Origin of the sequence: Streptomyces tateyamensis (assembly GCF_003205575.1) — a bacterium.
GTDB lineage: Bacteria > Actinomycetota > Actinomycetes > Streptomycetales > Streptomycetaceae > Kitasatospora > Kitasatospora tateyamensis.
In genome coordinates this window covers 79,843-94,206 of sequence record NZ_PYBW01000050.1, presented here as the reverse complement: position 1 = coordinate 94,206, position 14,364 = coordinate 79,843, and the positions used below count along the sequence as shown (strand labels likewise).

Sequence of the window (14,364 nt, the reverse complement as noted above, 5' to 3'; positions counted from 1 at the left end):
CGATGTGCTCGCGGATCCGGCGGCGCAGTTCGGTGTCCCGGGTGCCCTCGGCGAACAGCGCCAGCAGGCCGGCCTGGCTCTCCGGGCGGGCCAGCAGGTCGGCGAACTGGGTGACCACGCCCTCCATGTCCGCCTGCAGGCTGCCCCGGTCGACCATCTCCAACTGGTCGAAGAGGCTGGCGATGGCGTCGATCACCAACTCGTTCTTGGACGGCCAGCGGCGGTACAGGGTGGTCTTGGCGACGCCCGCGCGCACCGCGACGTCACCCATGGTCAGCCCGCCCCAGCCGAGCTCGGCGAGGGCGGCCCGGGCGGCGTCGAGGATCGCCTGGTCGGCGGTGGCGCTGCGCGGGCGGCCCTTGGCCCGCGGCGGGGCCGGCTGCGCGGGGGACGGCTGCGGGGTGAGGGACACCGCGGCTCCTGACTGTACTGATGAGTAGCTTGGGTGGGGGAGGCTCACCGTATCGGGAGTTGCCGAACACGGAAAGTGGGCCACATCACGTCGGGCCGGGCGCTGCGGGGGTTGCGAAGCGGGGGTGCCCGGCAGATACGCTACGACCTGTAGCGAATAGAGCGACAACCACGCGCCCGAACCGTGGGAGGGACGGGCGCGCACCGCGGGTGGGGATCCGCACAGTCTGACTCGCAAGCTACCCGCCGGGGCTTCCGCGCGACGGTTTGTCGCCCGGATGGCGCCCGGCACCGGCGTGGACGGGGGAGGATGGTGCCATGCAGCCACGGAACACGCATCTGAACAGCGCCGCCCTGCGCGGCGCGGTCGACCTCGCCGCGGTGAAGGCGGCCGGGGAGGCCGCACAGAAGGCCGAGCAGGCCAGGGCCGAGCGGGCCCGGCAGGCGGAGGCCGGCGAGGTGGTCGGGGCCGGCTACCCGCTGGTGCTCGACGTCACCGAGGAGACCTTCGAGGAGGAGGTCGTCCAGCGCTCCACCGAGGTGCCGGTGGTGGTGGACTTCTGGGCCGAGTGGTGCGGCCCCTGCAAGCAGCTCAGCCCGATCCTGGAGCGCCTGGCCGAGGAGCACGCCGGCCGGATCGTGCTCGCCAAGATCGACGTCGACGCCAACCAGCTGATCGCCCAGCAGTTCGGCATCCAGGGCATCCCCGCGGTGATGGCGGTGGTGGCCGGCCAGCTGGTGCCGCTCTTCCAGGGCGCCGAGAACGAGGCCAACGTCCGCAAGATCCTCGACCAGCTGATCGCGGTGGCCGAGCAGCGCTTCGGCATCGTGGGCGGTGCCGCGGCCGCCGAGGACGGGGTGCCGGCCGCGCCGCGCCGCCCCGAGGACCCGGCGCTGGTCGCCGCGCACGAGGCGCTGGACAGCGGCGACCTGGGCGGGGCGATCCAGGCCTACCGGAACGTGCTCGCCGAGCAGCCCGGCAACACCGAGGCCCAGCTCGGCCTGGCCCAGGCCCAACTGCTCCAGCGGGTCTCCGGGTTCGATCCCCAGGCGGTGCGCACCGCGGCGGCGCAGGGCCCGGCGGACCTGCAGGCCCAGCTGGACGCGGCCGACCTGGACCTGGTCGGCGGTCATGTGGAGGACGCCTTCGGCCGGCTGGTGGACCTGGTGGGCCGCACGGCCGGCGCGGACCGGGACACCGCCCGGCTGCGGCTGCTGGAGCTGTTCGAGGTGATCGGCGCGGACGACCCGCGGGTGGGCACAGCCCGTGCCGCGCTGGCCCGGGTGCTCTTCTGACGGTGCGTCGACCCGGCCCCCCGTGCAATCCTTGGCACGGGGGGTGACCTGCGGTGTCGTCAGTGATAAGGCGACAATCGGATGACAGCCGCTGGGTTTATCAAATCTTGACACTACCCCCCACCCGGTCACCTCGAGTGACCGGGTGGGGGTGTTTCGCTCCTGTTTCCAGGAGGTTTCTCCGGCGGCTGACCTGGGAGTAGTCACGCTCCGTTGATGTCATGGACTGGCCATGCCGATGGGTGTCGGATATTGGATTACCCGTCAGTAAGGAACCCCTTGTGCTTCGGCCGGGATTCCAGCACGATCGGCCACGCCCGGTCCCTCACTTCACTCCCCGGCCCTCTGCCGGACACCTGGAGCGCGGGATCCCCACCGGGCGACTGCCGGTCCCCACCGGCGGTCGGGAGGGCAGGGGGGTGTCCGCGTCCCACCGCGGTTCCTGTCCTTCGTCCGGTCGCGCGGCCCCGCGTGATCGTTTGGTTGTCGCTCGGGGGTGATCGCCGACCACCGGTTCGACCGGGGCCGGAGGTCGTCGCTACCGAGGACGTAGCTCGTCTCCCATCCCAGGACGGGGAAACCGCGCACCGCGTGCCCGGACCCGACCGGAGATGTACGTCCGAGAAGGAGGACACGCATGTCCATGACTTACGGCAAGACCCGCTGGAAGCGCTTCGCCATCGTGATGGTGCCCAGCCTCGCCGCCACCGCCGCCATCGGCGTCAGCATCGCGCAGAGCGCGCTGGCCGCCTCGTTCAGTGTCTCCGGCCAGAGCTTCAAGGTCACCACCGACCACCTGCGCGGCACGAACTTCTCTCAGTTCGGCTCGGTCGACATGCAGGCGGACAACAAGACCCCGCACGTGATCGCGGTGTCGGCGTTCGACCACGCGACCATCCACAACCTGTGCCAGTCGGTCGTCACCAACCTCGGCCCGCTCGGCCAGTGGACGCTGCAGCTGCACGCCGGCACCGCGGCGGAGGCCAACCCGACCGACGACCAGAACGCCTACGACCCGTCGACCGACGCGGGCCAGGTCCAGGCCACCAACCTGCTGATCGACCTGGACGAGCTGCAGGGTGACGCCACCTTCCACTCGATCGCCATCGGCCAGGACGCCTCCACCCTGCCGGGCACCGCCGCCCAGGGCTTCAAGCCGAACCCGCACACGGGTGCCAGCGGTCTGCCGACCGGCGCCCAGGGCTTCGCCCAGTCCGCCCCGCAGGCCGAGCTGCACGGCGTCAAGCAGGAGGCGTGGGCCACCTCGGCCGGCACCTTCAAGCTCCCGAGCCTGAAGCTCAACATCACCCAGGGCGCCAACGAGTGCTACTGATCCGCTGCTGAGGGTCCGCCCGGTCCGGTCACGGCGCCGGGCGGCACCCGCACTGCACGGAACGGGCCGTCCTGACGGCCCAGCAGGTCAGGGGGCGGCTGCTTCGAGCCGTCCCCTGCCCGCACACCCCAGCTCCCCCCCCTCGACCGATCCCGCGAGGAGTTCCATCGTGACCAGCGCAACCGCCACCATCTGGCCCGAGGACATCGGCCGGCCCACCCGGGTGTGGCGCCGGTTCCGCGCTTGGCGCCGCACCCGGCCGTTCTGGGGCGGGCTGCTGGCTGTCTTCGCGGGCGTGCCGATCCTGTACTTCCCCTACGCCCACCTGCGGCTGGGCGACCTGACCGTGGCGATGGCGACCACGGCGGGCGCCGGTTCGCTGGTCATCGGCGTCCTGCTGATGGTGCTGGGCGTCTCGGCCTGGTTCCAGCCGGTCAGCCGGGTCTTCTGCGGCATCGCCGTGACCATCCTGACCCTGATCTCGATCCCGGTCTCCAACCTCGGCGGCTTCCTGATGGGCCTGATCCCGGGGCTGATCGCGGGCGGCCTGCTCTGCGCCTGGAGCCCGCTGCCGCCCGAGCAGGCCGCCGCGATGGCCACCCGGGTGATGACCGGTTCGGCCCAGGCGGGCGAGCCGGCCCCGGCCGAGGCGCAGCCGGCCGAGCCGACTGCCGAGCCTGCCGCTGCCCAGCCCGTCGCCGCCGAGCCCGTTGCCGTCGAGGAGGCCGCACCGGCTGCGCACGGCACCCCCGAGCCCGAGGGAGAGGCAAAGTGACCGGAGCCGAGCAGGCCGAGCCGCAGCTGCCCGAGGAGCGCCGTTCCGGCGGCCCCCGGCACGCCGCCCCGCGCGAGCGCGGCCGCACCCGGGCCCGGCTGCTGGCCGCCGCCGCGGTGCCCACCGCGCTTCTGATGGGCTCCAGCCTGGCCCCGAGTCTTGCCTCCGCGGTCTCGCCGGCCGGCGCCGCCTGCGTGCCCGACCAGCCGGCCACCACGGTCACCCCGGTGCCCAAGAGCCAGCTGAACCCGGTCCCGGCCGCCACGCCGAAGCCCACCGCGAAGCCGACCGCGACGCCCACCGCGACGCCCTCCGGGGCGCCGACCAAGGCCGTCAGCACCGGGGCCGGACGGGCCGTCAGCGCCACTGTCACCACCCCTCAGGTCCCCGCCGGGGCCAGCCAGCAGCAGGCTGCCGCCGCGGTCACCAGCCAGGTCGTGCAGGCCTCCGCCGTGCAGCCGGGGACCACCCAGCCGCAGGACCTGATCGGTGACATCCTGGGCGGCGTCGCCGGGATCTTCGCCCCGCACCAGGCCACCCCGACCCCGGCGGCGGCACCCCAGGTCGGCGCGCCGGTCACCCCGAGCACCCCGGCCCCCGGCACCCCGGCCCCTGGCACCCCGCAGCCGGCACCCAGTGCCACCCCGAGCCCGAACGCACCGGCGCCGCGCGCCGCGACGGCCACCCCGGGTGCCGCGGCCACGCCCAGCGGCGCGGCGAGCAGCACGCCGGCCGCGACCGGCACTCCGAGCACCGCGCCGAGCGGCTCGGCCACGCCGAGCGCCAACCCCTCGCCCTCCGCGGTCGCCTCGGCGCTGGCCGGCGGCGACACCCGCCCGCTCTGCGCGGTGGACACCAGCAAGCTGGCGGCGGCCAAGCTGAGCAGCGGTGAGGTGGTGCCGGACCAGAGCTGGACCCTGCACACCACCAAGCTCTCGCTCTACGGCGCGGTCTTCGGCGGCGTGTACCAGGTGCACAGCCCGACCCGCACCTACCGGGTGCTCAAGTTCACCGTCTCCTCGGTCGACATCGACAACCTCGACATGTCGACGATCGAGAACACCGCGGCGGGCGGCAAGCCGGCCGAGACCTTCCACGTGAAGGGCGGCCCGAACACCACCTCCACGATGCGCAGCGGCCCGATCACCATGTACGTGGAGAGCCTGAGCGGCCAGCTGTCCTCGCTCTACGGCATCCCGATCCCGCCGCTGGGGAACATCACCCTCACCCCGGACACCCTGCCGGAGTGGCTGTACAACCTGATCGGCGCGATCCCGATCCCGATCGACATGTCGCTCACCGGCGTCAAGGCGGTCCAGGCCGGCCAGTTCGGCGGCACCCTGCACATCCCGGGGATGCGGATGTACAACGACACCCTCCCGTACGACGGCCTGTAACCGGCCGCACGACGTCAGCGGGCCCCCGCCGGAAGCTTCCGGCGGGGGCCCGCTGCACTACTGCCGACGCGTGGTCAGAAGCGCGAGCCCAGGTGGTGGACCTGGACCATGTTGGTGTTGCCCGGGACGCCGGGCGGGGAGCCGGCGGTGACGATCACCGTCTCGTCCTCGGCCAGCCGCTTCATCCGCAGGAGTTCGCGGTCGACCTGGCCGACCATCTCGTCGGTGGTGTTCACCTGCTCGGTCACGTACGCCTCCACGCCCCAGCTCAGGGCGAGCTGGTTGCGGGTGCAGGCGTCCGGGGTGAAGGCGATCACCGGGATCGGCGAGCGGTACCGGGAGAGCCGGCGGGCGGTGTCACCGGACTTGGTGAAGGCCACCAGCGCCTGGGCGTTGAGGAAGTCGCCCAGCTCGCAGGCGGCGCGGGCGACCGAACCGCCCTGGGTGCGCGGCTTGCGGCCCGGGTTGAGCGGCTGCAGGCCCTGCGCGAGCAGCTCGATCTCGGCCTCCTCGGCGATCCGGCTCATCGTGCGGACCGTCTCGATCGGGTACTTGCCGACGCTGGACTCGGCGGAGAGCATCACCGCGTCGGTGCCGTCCAGGATCGCGTTGGCCACGTCGGAGACCTCGGCGCGGGTCGGCCGGGAGGCGTGGATCATCGACTCCATCATCTGGGTGGCGACGATGACCGGCTTGGCGTTGCGGCGGGCCAGCGTGATCAGCTGCTTCTGGACCAGCGGCACCTTCTCCAGCGGGTACTCGACCGCCAGGTCGCCGCGGGCCACCATGATCGCGTCGAAGGCGAGGACGATCTCCTCCATCGCCTCGACCGCCTGCGGCTTCTCGATCTTGGCGATGACCGGCACCCGGATGCCGACCTCGTCCATCACCTTGTGCACGTCGTCGATGTCCGCGGCGTTGCGGACGAACGACAGCGCGACCATGTCGACGCCCAGGCGCAGGGCGAAGCGCAGGTCGTCCTTGTCCTTCTCGGACAGGGCCGGCACGTTGACCGCCGCGCCGGGCAGGTTGATGCCCTTGTTGTTGGAGAGCACCCCGCCCTCGACCACCACGGTCTTCACCCGCGGGCCGTCGACGCTGACGACCTCCAGGGCGATGACGCCGTCGTTGATCAGGATCGGGTCGCCGGGCTTCACGTCGCCGGGCAGGCCCTTGTAGGTGGTGCCGCAGATGAACTGGTCACCGGGGACGTCCTCGGTGGTGATGGTGAACGTGTCGCCGTTGTCAACGGTCACCGGGCCGTTGGCGAAGGTCGCCAGACGGATCTTGGGGCCCTGCAGGTCGGCCAGCACGCCGATGGCGCGGCCGGTGTCCTCGGAGACCTGGCGGACCTTTCGGTACCGCTCCTCGTGCTCCGGGTGGGAGCCGTGGCTCATGTTGAGGCGGGCGACGTTCATCCCCGCTTCGACGATGGCCTTCAGCTGTTCGTAGGAGTCCGTGGCCGGACCCAGGGTGCAGACAATTTTCGCTCGGCGCATATGGATGATCCTATCCGTATGAGTTATTCCCGCGGATTGGGGCAAACCCCTGAACCCCGGTCAATGACTCGGATGGACGAGGGTGAAAGCCTGCTGGGCGATCTCCAACTCCTCGTCGGTCGGTACCACCGCCACGGTTACTCGTGAGTATTCCGCGGAAATCACTCGGGCCTCGGTGGAACGGACCGAGTTGAGCTCGGGATCGACCACGATGCCCAGTTCCGTCAGGCCAGCGGTGGCGGCGGCCCGCACCGGCGCGGCGTTCTCGCCCACGCCCGCCGTGAAGGCGATCGCGTCCACCCGGCCGAGCACCGCGTAGTAGGCGCCCAGGTACTTGCGCAGCCGGTGCACGTAGGCGTCCAGCGCCAGCCGGGCGGCCGGGTCGTCCTGCTCCTCGACCCGGCGCAGGATCTCCCGCATGTCGTTCTCGCCGGCCAGGCCGAGCAGCCCGCTGCGCCGGTTGAGCAGGTCGTCGATCTCGTCGACGGACAGCCCGCCCACCCGGTGCAGGTGGAAGACCACCCCCGCGTCCACGTCGCCCGAGCGGGTGCCCATCACCAGGCCCTCCAGCGGGGTCAGGCCCATCGAGGTCTCCACGCAGACCCCGCCGGCCACCGCCGAGGCGGAGGCCCCGTTGCCCAGGTGCAGCACGATGACGTTCAGCTCGGCCGGGTCGCGGCCCAGCAGCCGGGCGGTGGCCCGGGAGACGTACTGGTGCGAGGTGCCGTGGAAGCCGTAGCGGCGCACCCGGTGCCGGTCGGCGACCGCGGTGTCGATCGCGTAGCGGGCCGCGTGCTCCGGGATGGTGGTGTGGAAGGCGGTGTCGAAGACCGCGACCTGCGGCAGGTCCGGCCGCAGTCCGCGGGCCACCTCGATGCCGGTGATGTTCGCCGGATTGTGCAGCGGGGCGACCGGGACCAGCCGGCGGATCTCGGTCAGCACCTCGTCGGTGACCACGGTCGGCGCGGTGAACCGCTTGCCGCCGTGCACCACCCGGTGGCCGATCGCGGCCAGCTCGGGGGAGTCCAGGCCCCGGCCGTCGGCGGCCAGCTCCTCGGCCACCGCCTTCAGCGCGGCCGCGTGGTCGGCGAACGGCCGGACCGCCTCGCGCCGGTCGCCGCCGTGCGGGGTGTGCACCAGGCGGCCGGCGTGCTCGCCGATCCGCTCGACCAGCCCGGCGGCCAGCCGGGTGCCGTCGACCATGTCGATCAGCTGGTACTTGACCGACGAGGAGCCGGCGTTGAGCACCAGGACCCGCGTCGCCCCGGTCATCGGGCCGCCTCCTGGTCGTGCGACTGCGCCGGTGCCCCGGACTGGTTCTGCGCCTGGATCGCGGTGATCGCCACCGTGTTGACGATGTCCTGCACCAGCGCGCCCCGGGACAGGTCGTTGACCGGCTTGCGCAGGCCCTGCAGCACCGGGCCGACCGCCACCGCGCCGGCCGAGCGCTGCACCGCCTTGTAGGTGTTGTTGCCGGTGTTCAGGTCGGGGAAGACCAGCACGGTGGCCCGCCCGGCCACCGCGGAGCCGGGCAGCTTGGTCGCGGCCACCCGCTCGTCCACCGCCGCGTCGTACTGGATCGGGCCCTCCACCAGCAGGTCCGGGCGGGCCTGGCGGACCAGCTCGGTGGCCTTGCGCACCTTGTCCACATCCACCCCGGAGCCCGAGGTGCCGGTGGAGTAGGAGAGCAGCGCCACCCGCGGCTCGACGCCGAACTGGGCGGCGGTCTCGGCGGACTGGATGGCGATGTCGGCCAGCTGCTGGGCGTTCGGGTCCGGGTTGACGGCGCAGTCGCCGTAGACCAGCACCTTGTCGGCCAGGCACATGAAGAAGACCGAGGAGACGATGGCCGCCCCCGGCGCCGTCTTGATCACCTCGAAGGCGGGCCGGATGGTGGCGGCGGTGGAGTGCACGGCACCGGAGACCATGCCGTCGGCGATCCCCTCCTGGACCATCAGGGTGCCGAAGTAGCTGACGTCGGTGACCAGGTCCAGCGCCAGCTCCACGGTCATCCCCTTGTGCGCGCGCAGCTCGGCGTAGAGCTCGGCGAAGCGCTGGCGCAGCGGGGAGGCGGCCGGGTCGACGATCCGCAGCCGGGCGCGGTCGGCGGCGTTCTCGGCGCTGCCCTCTGCGGCGCCCTCGGCGGGCAGCACGATGCCCAGGCTCGCGGCCTTGCGGCGCACCGCGTCCACCTCGCCGAGCAGGGTCAGGTCGCAGACGTTGCGGCGCAGCAGGATCTCGGCCGCCCGCAGCACCCGTTCCTCGGTGCCCTCCGGCAGCACCACGTGCCGCCGGGCGGCCCGGGCCTGTTCCAGCAGCTCGTGCTCGAACATCATCGGGGTCACCCGGTCGGAGCGGCTGAGCTCGATCCGGCTGGTCAGCTCGGCGGTGTCCACGTGCAGTTCGAACAGGCCCAGCGCGATCTCGGCCTTGCGCGGGCTGGCCGCGCTGAGCATGCCCTCCACGTGGGTGAGGGCGGCCGCGGTGGGCCAGCTGCCCTCGCCGACCACCGCCACCGGGGTGCCGGGGGCCAGCCGCGCGGCCAGCGCCAGCACGTCCGCACCCGGGTGCTGATCCAGCGTCAGCAGCACCCCGGCGATCGGCGGGGCACCGGCGGCGTGCGCGGCCAGCGAGCCGATCAGCAGGTCGGCCCGGTCCCCGGGGGTCACCACCAGGGCGCCCTCGGTCAGCGCGCCGAGAAAGGTGGGCAGCATCGCGCCGCCGAAGACGAAGCCGCGCACGTCCCGGGCCAGGCCGGCCGCGTCGCCCAGCAGCAGTTCGGCGCCGGTGGCCTCGACCAGCTGGGCCACCGTGGGCGCGGCCAGCGCGAGCTCCTCGGGGACCACGTAGACCGGCACCGGCAGCTTGGCGTTCAGTCCGCGCAGCACCGGCTGCTTGGCGGCCGGGGCCACCCGGTTGGCGATCATCGCCAGGGTGGAGCAGCCGAGGTCGGTGTAGGCGCGGTAGGCGTTGCGGACCTCGGCCACCACCGAGTCGGGGTCCTCGCGCCGGCCGCCGACCACCGGCAGCACCCAGGCGCCGAACTCGTTGGCCAGCCGGGCGTTGAAGGCCAGCTCGTCGGGGATGTTGGTGTCGGCGAAGTCGGTGCCCAGCACCAGCACCGCCTGGCACCGGCGCTCCAGCGCGCGGAACCGGTCGACCAGGACGGAGACCAGCTCGTCCTGGCCCTGGGCGGCCTGCAGCGCGGCCGCCTCCTCGTAGGTGAGCCCGTACAGGTCGGCGGGCGGCAGGTCGATCCGGTACCGGGCCCGCAGCAGCTCGACGACGTGGTCGGCGCCGGGGGTGCCGGGCGCCTCGGCGTGCACCAGCGGGCGGAACAAGCCGACCCGGTCCACCTGACGGGTGAGCAGTTCCATGACCCCGAGCTCGACGGCCTGGCGGCCGTCCCCCCGGTCGATCCCGGTCACGTACACGCTGCGCGCCACGCCGCCCACTCCGTTCGCCGCCTGCTCCCCGCGACCCCAGCGGGGCCGGTTCTCGCTTCGACCATACCTTTGCAGTCAGTACAGGTGATCGCATGCGGAAGCGGCCGCGCGGGGCAAGGGACGAAGGTCACAGGGACGCGGGAGCTGAGGCCCCGTCAGGCCGGGCGGAGCCAGATGGTGGCCAGTGGCGGCAGCACCAGTTCGGTGCTGCGCGGCTGACCGTCCCAGGCCACCGGCTCGGCCTTGAGCGGGGCCGGGTTGGCCACCCCGCTGCCGCCGAACCGCTCCGCGTCGGTGTTGAGCACCTCGCGCCAGAGCTGGTCGGTGCCGGGCAGCGGCGGCAGGCCGACCCGGCGGCCGTGCCGGACCACGGGGGAGAAGTTGCACACGGCCACCAGCGGCGAGCCGTCGGCGGCGTACCGGACGAAGCTGATCAGGTTGTCCTCGGCGGCCCCGCCGTCCAGCCAGCGGAAGCCCTCGGGGGAGGTGTCCAGCTCCCACAGGGCCGGGCAGTCGCGGTAGTTCCGGTTGAGCTCGCCGACCAGGCGCTGCACGCCGCGGTGGTCGGCGGCGGCCGGCCAGTCCTCGCCCAGGACCCACCACTGCGGGCCGGACTCGTGGTCGAACTCGGCTCCCTGGGCGAACTCCTGCCCCATGAACAGCAACTGCTTGCCCGGGTGGGCCCACATGTAGCCGAGGTAGGCGCGGTGGTTGGCGCGCTGCTGCCACCAGTCGCCCGGCATCTTCGAGACCAGGGCCTGCTTGCCGTGCACCACCTCGTCGTGCGAGATCGGCAGCACGTAGTTCTCCGAGTACGCGTAGACCATCGAGAAGGTGAGCTCGTTGTGGTGGTACTGGCGGTGGATCGGCTCCTTGGACATGTAGACCAGCGAGTCGTGCATCCAGCCCATGTTCCACTTGAGGCCGAAGCCCAGGCCGCCGGTGTCGGTGGGCCGGGTCACCCCGCCCCAGGCGGTGGACTCCTCGGCGATGGTGACCACGCCGGGGCAGCGGCGGTAGACGGTGGCGTTCATCTCCTGAAGGAAGCCGACCGCGTCCAGGTTCTCCCGGCCGCCGTGCTGGTTCGGCGTCCACCGGCCGTCCTCGCGCGAGTAGTCCAGGTAGAGCATCGAGGCCACCGCGTCCACCCGCAGCCCGTCGACGTGGAACTCCTCGCACCAGTACACGGCGTTGGCGACCAGGAAGTTGCGCACCTCGGCCCGCCCGTAGTCGAAGGTCAGGGTGCCCCAGTCCGGGTGCTCGGCGCGCAGCGGGTCGGCCGGCTCGTACAGCGCCTGCCCGTCGAAGCGGGCCAGCGCGAACCCGTCCTTGGGGAAGTGGGCCGGCACCCAGTCCACGATCACCCCGATCTGCGCCTGGTGCAGGGCGTCCACCAGGTACCGGAAGTCGTCCGGGGACCCGAACCGCGCGGTCGGGGCGTAGAACCCGGTCACCTGGTAGCCCCAGGACCCGCCGAACGGGTGCTCCATCACCGGCATGAACTCCACGTGGGTGAAGTTCAGCTCCCGCAGGTACGCCGGCAGCACCTCGGCCAGCTGACGGTAGCTCAACCCCGGCCGCCAGGAACCCAGGTGCAACTCGTACACCGACATCGGCGCGCGGTGGTGCTGCAGGCGGGGCCGGCGGGCCAGCCAGTCGCCGTCCTGCCACTGGTAGTCGGACGCGGTGACCTGCGAGGCGGTGCCGGGCGGGCACTGGGCGGCCCGGGCCATCGGGTCCGCCTTCTGCACCAGTTCGCCGCCGCGGGTGCGGATCTCGAACTTGTACAGGGTGCCGACCCCCAGGCCCGGCACGAACAGCTCCCAGACGCCGCTGGCGCCCAGCGAGCGCATCGGGAACCCGGTGCCGTCCCAGTGGTTGAAGTCGCCGACCAGCCGCACCCCTTCCGCGTTCGGCGCCCACACCGCGAAGGCGGTGCCGGCCAGGCCGTCCACCTCGCGCGGGTGCGCGCCGAGCACCTGCCAGAGCTGCTCGTGCCGGCCCTCCCGGATCAGGTGCAGGTCCAGCTCGCCCAGGGTGGGTGCCAGCCGGTAGCCGTCCTCCTGCGGGACGAGCCCGCTACCCGGGTAGCCGACCCGCAGCCGGTAGGCCGGGATCGCCGAGCCGGGCAGCAGGCCGGTGAAGAGGCCGGACTGCTGGTGGGTCAGCTCGGCCGGACCGTAGGGGGTCTCGATCACCACCCGTTCGGCCAGCGGGCGCAGCACCCGGATGGCGGTGCCGCCGGTGGTCGAGTGGGCGCCGAGCAGGGCGTGCGGGTCGTGGTGCGCGCCGCTGACCAGCCGCTCGATCTCGGCCGGCGGCAGCGGCGCCTCGGCGAGCCGCAGCATCGGGGCCTCGGCCGGCGCCGCTGCCGGGGCGGCAGCGGCGGACCGCGGCGGGGTCGGCGCCGCGGGCGTGGGTGCGGTCGCCGGGGTGGCGGTCGCCGGGGTGGCGGCCGGCTTGGCCGGCTTGGTGGCAGCCGGCTTGGTGGCAGCCGGCTTGGCGACGGCCGGCTTGGTGGCGGCCCGCCCGCCCCGGGGACGGCCGGCGCCCGCGCGCCCGGACAGGAAGGTGGCGGGCACGGTCGGGTCGGAGCGGTCGAGCGGAGCCACGGCGGGTCCTCCAGGCTGGGGGGAGCGAACGGGGGGACGTCTCCTGACGATAGATCAGGACACGGTCGCGAGCCGGTGAATGGCGGTCAGCGGGATCGGCAGCCAGCCGGGCCGGTGCCGGGCCTCGTAGACCACCTCGTAGACCGCCTTGTCGATCTCCAGTGCGCGCATCAGCTCCGGACTGCCGGCCGGATCGGTGCCGCCGGCCGCCGTGTAGCCGGCGCAGTAGGCCGTCCGGTTGCGGGCCGCCCAGCCCGCCGCCAGGTGGGCCAGCTCCGGGTCCGGCTCGGTGCCGGCCAGCAGGTGGGCGGCGGCGTAGTCGAAGGAGCGCAGCATCGCCGCCACGTCCCGCAGGGCCGGTTGCGGCTGGCGCCGCTCGGCCACCGACTTGGCCGGCTCGCCCTCGAAGTCCAGCAGCACCCAGCCCTGCGGGGTGCGCATCGCCTGGCCCAGGTGAAGGTCACCGTGGATCCGCTGCACCGTCAGCCCGGTCGGGTGGTCCGCCGTCAGCTGCTGGAAGGCGGCGTGCAGGGCGGGGCGGTAACGGCGCAGGGCCGGGACCGCCGCCGCGGCCGTGTCCAGCCGCTCGGCCATCTGGGTGGCCAGCCGGCCGACCTGCTCGCGGTCCAGCCGGGCCACCGGCAGCGCCCGGGCCAGCACCCGGTGCACCTCGGCCGTGGCCCGGCCCAGCCGGTGCGCCTCGACCGCGAAGTTGCCCGGGCTCGGGTCGCCCTTGAGTCTGGCCACCTGGTCCAGCGCCAGCTCCCAGCCGTCCTCCGCGTCCGGCAGGAAGCGCTGCAGCAGGCCCAGGGTGGCGGGTTCGGCGCCCACCAGCCGGCTCTCGAACCAGGCCGCGACCCGGGGGATCCGGGTCGAGCCGGCCCGGGAGAGGGCCAGCGAGAGCTCCAGGTCGGGGTTGGTCCCGGGGGTGACCCGGCGGAACAGCTTGAGGATGAACTGGGTCCCGAAGATCACCGAGGTGTTGGACTGCTCGGCGGTGCCGGCCCGGCCCACCAGGTCGCTGGGCAGGCCCGGGCCCGGGGTGCGGCGGAAGGCCAGCGGCCCGAACCGGTCGGCGGTGGCCAGGTGGCCGAGCAGCCGGCCCGTCAGTTCCGGGTCGTGCACCGCGTCGTAGAGCGCCGCACCGTCGTACGGGCCGTGCGTCAGGCTGCCCAGCGAGGCCTCCGGGAGCAGCCCGAGCGGGGCCTCGGCGCGCAGGCCGAGCAGCAGCTGGTACAGGTCGGAGCCGCCGCCGTGCTCCACCCGCAGCAGCAGGTGCAGCATCGCCGGGTCGCCGGTCAGCAGCGGGGTCGCGTTGACCGGGCGCAGGCCGGTGATCGCCTGCCCCTTGCCGGCGTACCAGCGCTGGCTCGGCAGCCACTGGGCGATCAGCGGCAGGGCGGCCTCCACCAGCTCCGCGACCGCCAGCGAGGTGCTGCCGCGCGGTCTGGCACCGTGCCCGCCGGAGGCGTGGCCCCCGGCGCCGCGACCGGCCCCGTGCGGGCCGACCGGACCGCTGGGGCTGCCCGGACCGCGGGGTGCGGTCCCGGCGTCCCGGTGGCTGTGGGCTTGAGAACGGGAGATTTCCGACATGA

The 14,364-nt window shown here is 73.3% G+C and carries 10 protein-coding genes; 4 read left to right on the top strand and 6 right to left on the bottom strand.

From position 1 onward, the window contains the following. A partial coding sequence (locus tag C7C46_RS16460; RefSeq protein ID WP_146259108.1) for a TetR/AcrR family transcriptional regulator occupies nt 1-412 on the bottom strand: 412 nt, incomplete at its 3' end. A gap of 317 nt (nt 413-729) precedes the next feature. Here C7C46_RS16460 and trxA point away from each other — a divergent pair. The 4 genes from trxA (at nt 730) to C7C46_RS16440 (ending at nt 5,212) form a co-directional block, all read left to right on the top strand. After that, nucleotides 730-1,707, top strand: coding sequence for a thioredoxin (trxA, locus tag C7C46_RS16455; RefSeq protein WP_110670336.1), 978 nt, complete (start codon nt 730-732; stop codon nt 1,705-1,707). 637 nt (nt 1,708-2,344) lie between these two features. Next, a complete protein-coding gene (locus C7C46_RS16450) occupies nt 2,345-3,040 on the top strand; it encodes a DUF6230 family protein (protein ID WP_110670334.1) in 696 nt (231 codons plus the stop codon). 169 nt (nt 3,041-3,209) lie between these two features. Further along, nucleotides 3,210-3,815 carry a DUF6114 domain-containing protein gene (locus tag C7C46_RS16445; RefSeq protein ID WP_110670332.1) on the top strand — a complete coding sequence of 202 codons (606 nt, stop codon included), beginning with the start codon at nt 3,210-3,212 and terminating at the stop codon, nt 3,813-3,815. Continuing rightward, nucleotides 3,812-5,212: a hypothetical protein gene (locus tag C7C46_RS16440; RefSeq protein ID WP_110670330.1), complete on the top strand. Its 1,401-nt coding sequence runs from the start codon at nt 3,812-3,814 to the stop codon at nt 5,210-5,212. Before C7C46_RS16445 ends, C7C46_RS16440 begins: the two co-directional genes overlap by 4 nt. A gap of 74 nt (nt 5,213-5,286) precedes the next feature. Here the strand turns inward: C7C46_RS16440 and pyk are convergent, their stop codons facing one another. From pyk to C7C46_RS37340, 5 genes are all read right to left on the bottom strand, one after another. Next, nucleotides 5,287-6,711, bottom strand: coding sequence for a pyruvate kinase (gene pyk / locus C7C46_RS16435; RefSeq protein ID WP_110670328.1), 1,425 nt, complete (start codon nt 6,709-6,711; stop codon nt 5,287-5,289). Between the two features lie 60 nt (nt 6,712-6,771). After that, the gene (locus C7C46_RS16430) at nt 6,772-7,983 is read right to left on the bottom strand and encodes an acetate/propionate family kinase (protein WP_110670326.1); all 1,212 of its coding nucleotides are present in this window, start codon (nt 7,981-7,983) and stop codon (nt 6,772-6,774) included. Then, nucleotides 7,980-10,157, bottom strand: coding sequence for a phosphate acetyltransferase (pta, locus tag C7C46_RS16425; RefSeq protein ID WP_110670324.1), 2,178 nt, complete (start codon nt 10,155-10,157; stop codon nt 7,980-7,982). The genes C7C46_RS16430 and pta overlap by 4 nt, the downstream gene beginning before the upstream one ends. A 155-nt stretch (nt 10,158-10,312) precedes the next feature. After that, nucleotides 10,313-12,769 (bottom strand): 1,4-alpha-glucan branching enzyme, encoded by a 2,457-nt coding sequence (glgB, locus tag C7C46_RS16420; RefSeq protein WP_110670322.1) that lies wholly within the window; start codon nt 12,767-12,769, stop codon nt 10,313-10,315. 54 nt (nt 12,770-12,823) lie between these two features. After that, nucleotides 12,824-14,362, bottom strand: a complete 1,539-nt coding sequence (locus tag C7C46_RS37340; RefSeq protein ID WP_181442382.1) for a maltokinase N-terminal cap-like domain-containing protein — start codon at nt 14,360-14,362, stop codon at nt 12,824-12,826. Nucleotides 14,363-14,364: the final 2 nt, after the last annotated feature.

Coding starts and splice junctions, on each gene's coding strand:
- trxA (WP_110670336.1), top strand. CDS start 730: ATGCAGCCACGGAACACGCATCTGAACAGCGCCGCCCTGCGCGGCGCG.
- C7C46_RS16450 (WP_110670334.1), top strand. CDS start 2,345: ATGTCCATGACTTACGGCAAGACCCGCTGGAAGCGCTTCGCCATCGTG.
- pyk (WP_110670328.1), bottom strand. CDS start 6,711: ATGCGCCGAGCGAAAATTGTCTGCACCCTGGGTCCGGCCACGGACTCC.
- C7C46_RS16430 (WP_110670326.1), bottom strand. CDS start 7,983: ATGACCGGGGCGACGCGGGTCCTGGTGCTCAACGCCGGCTCCTCGTCG.
- C7C46_RS37340 (WP_181442382.1), bottom strand. CDS start 14,362: ATGTCGGAAATCTCCCGTTCTCAAGCCCACAGCCACCGGGACGCCGGG.